The 2575-nt window shown below is 65.7% G+C and carries 1 protein-coding gene and 1 pseudogene; both read left to right on the forward strand.

Annotated features, from left to right (window positions below):
• The coding region (locus VGG53_RS14740) for a long-chain fatty acid--CoA ligase (protein ID WP_331518802.1) at positions 1 to 1512 on the forward strand (1512 nt) is incomplete at its 5' end.
• Between the two features lie 2 nt (positions 1513 to 1514).
• Positions 1515 to 2575, forward strand: a pseudogene (locus VGG53_RS14745) (poly(3-hydroxyalkanoate) polymerase); the annotation flags it as partial.

The following is a 2575-nucleotide window of genomic DNA, read 5'->3' on the forward strand; positions in this document are numbered from 1 at the left end:
ATGACCAGCCTGAGCACCAATCTCTTCGCATCCGCAGAGCGCTATCCCAATCGCGTGGCGCTGCGTTGCGACGACCTGCAATTCACTTTCGCTGAGTTCGACGCGGCCGCCGCCCGGGTGGCGACGCTGCTCGAGCAAGCCGGAATCGAACCGGGGGACCGGGTCGGCGTGATGCTGCCCAATACCCCCGCATTCGCCATCGCGTTCTACGGGATCATCTACCGCGGCGCCGTCGCGGTCCCGATGAATCCCTTGCTCAAGGCTCGTGAAGTGGCGTTCTACCTGTCCAACAGCGGAGCGAAAGCATTGTTCGCCACGCCCGGCTTCGCCGACGAGGCCAGTGCCGGCGCCGACGAAGCGGGCTCGCAGTGCTGGATTGTCGACGACGCCGGCCTGATGGACCTGATCGCCGACCTGCCCGCGCAGGAGTCACCGGTGGAACGCGGCGCCGACGACGTCGCGGTCATCCTGCACACCTCCGGAACCACCGGAAAACCCAAGGGCGCCATGCTCACTCACGGCAACCTGGGCCGTAACGCGGAGGTCAGTTGCCGCACGCTGGTCGAGACCGGGCCTGGCGACGTCGTCATGGGCTGCCTGCCGCTCTTTCACGTATTCGGGCTCACCTGTGGCCTCAACGGGGCGGTGCTGTCGGGTGCGACGTTGACGCTGATCCCTCGATTCGACCCGCGCAAGGCGCTCGAGGTGATCGAGCGCGACGCCGTCACGGTGTTCGAAGGGGTGCCGACGATGTATTCGGCGCTGCTGGGCGTGGCCGACGAGGCCGCGGCGGAGGCGACGCGCACGTTGCGGGTCTGTGTCTCGGGTGGTGCGGCGATGCCCGTGCAGGTTCTGGCCGATTTCGAAAAAGCTTTTGGCTGCACCGTTCTAGAGGGCTATGGGCTCTCCGAGAGCTCACCGGCGGCCGCGTTCAACCATCCGCACCGGGAGCGCAAGGTGGGCTCGATCGGTACTCCGATCGAAGGCGTGCAGATGCGGGTCGTCGACTTGAACGGCGCTGAGGTACCGCAGGGCAACACCGGCGAGATCCAGATCCGCGGACACAACGTGATGAAGGGCTACTGGAACCTGCCCGACGCGACCAAGGCCACGATCACGCCGGAAGGTTGGCTTTTGACCGGTGACGTCGGACGCGTCGACGAGGACGGCTACTTCTACATCGTCGACCGGACCAAGGACCTGATCATCCGGGGCGGCTACAACGTCTACCCCCGCGAAATCGAGGAAGTACTGTACGAGCACCCCGCGGTGGCCGAGGCCGCGGTCATCGGCGTCCCGCACGACTCGCTGGGTGAGGAAGTCGGGGCGGCTGTGGCGCTGAAAGAAGGGGCGAAAGTGCACCCCGACGAACTGCGCGACTACGTCAAGGAGCGGGTGGCCGCCTACAAGTATCCGCGCCAGGTCTGGCTGGTCGATGCCCTGCCGAAGGGCCCCACCGGCAAAGTCCTTAAGCGCGAAATCACTGTTCCGACAACCGAAAGCACACGATAACGATGGCAACCCCCAAGGAGCCCACGGCCAAAGTCGACGAGCTGGCTGCGTCACTCGACCTGCTGCTCACCAGCGCCACAAAGCCATTCGCCAGCCGGATGATGCCGAATGCCACCTGGGCCCGCTTCGCCGGCAACCTCGCTCAGCACCCCGGCGCGGTGGCCGGCCGGGTTGGCGCGCTGACCCGTGAGCTCGGAAATATCGCCGTGGGCAAGTCGCACCGCGCTCCGGCACGCGCCGACAAGCGCTTCAGTGACCCTGCGTGGCAGGAGAATCCGCTGCTGTACAGGATTATGCAGGCCTATCTGGCGGGCTCCGAGACGGCTGAGGAGTTGCTCGCGGACGCGCAGTTGGATTGGCGCGACAAAGAGAAGATGCAGTTCGTCATCGACAATTTTGTGGAAGGCCTAGCACCCAGCAACAACCCGCTGATCAGCCCGCTGGGCTGGAAGGCGCTGATCGACACCGGCGGTCTGAGCGCGGTACGAGGCACGAGAGCCTTTGCTCGAGACATGCTTTCGAAGCCCCGGGTGCCGGCGATGATCGAGCCCGACGCCTATGCGGTTGGGGAGAACGTGGCTGTCACCAAAGGGGCGGTCGTACTGCAAACCTCGGTGTTCGAATTGATTCAATACGCCCCGCAGACGCCCAAGGTGCGCACGATTCCGTTGCTCATGGTGCCGCCGGTGATCAACAAGTACTACGTCATGGATATCGCGCCGGGGCGCAGCATGATCGAGTACTTCGTCCAGCAGGGCCAGCAGGTCTTCGCGATTTCGTGGCGCAATCCGCAAGCTCGCCACCGGGATTGGGGCTTCGATACCTACGGGGCGGCGATCGTGCAGGCGATGGACGCCGCGGAGAAAATCACCGGGGCCGACAGCACCCACCTGTTGGCCACCTGCTCGGGCGGCATCCTGGCAGCGATGACCGCGGCCCACCTCGCCGAGATCGGCGAGGGCGACCGGGTCGCGGGTCTCAACCTGGCGGTCACCGTGCTGGATGAGACGCGCGCGGGCTTCGCGGCCGCGGCGATGAGCGACCGCGCGGCGCAGGCGGCGAT

Source organism: Mycobacterium sp. (genome assembly GCF_036490025.1).
Classification (GTDB): domain Bacteria; phylum Actinomycetota; class Actinomycetes; order Mycobacteriales; family Mycobacteriaceae; genus Mycobacterium.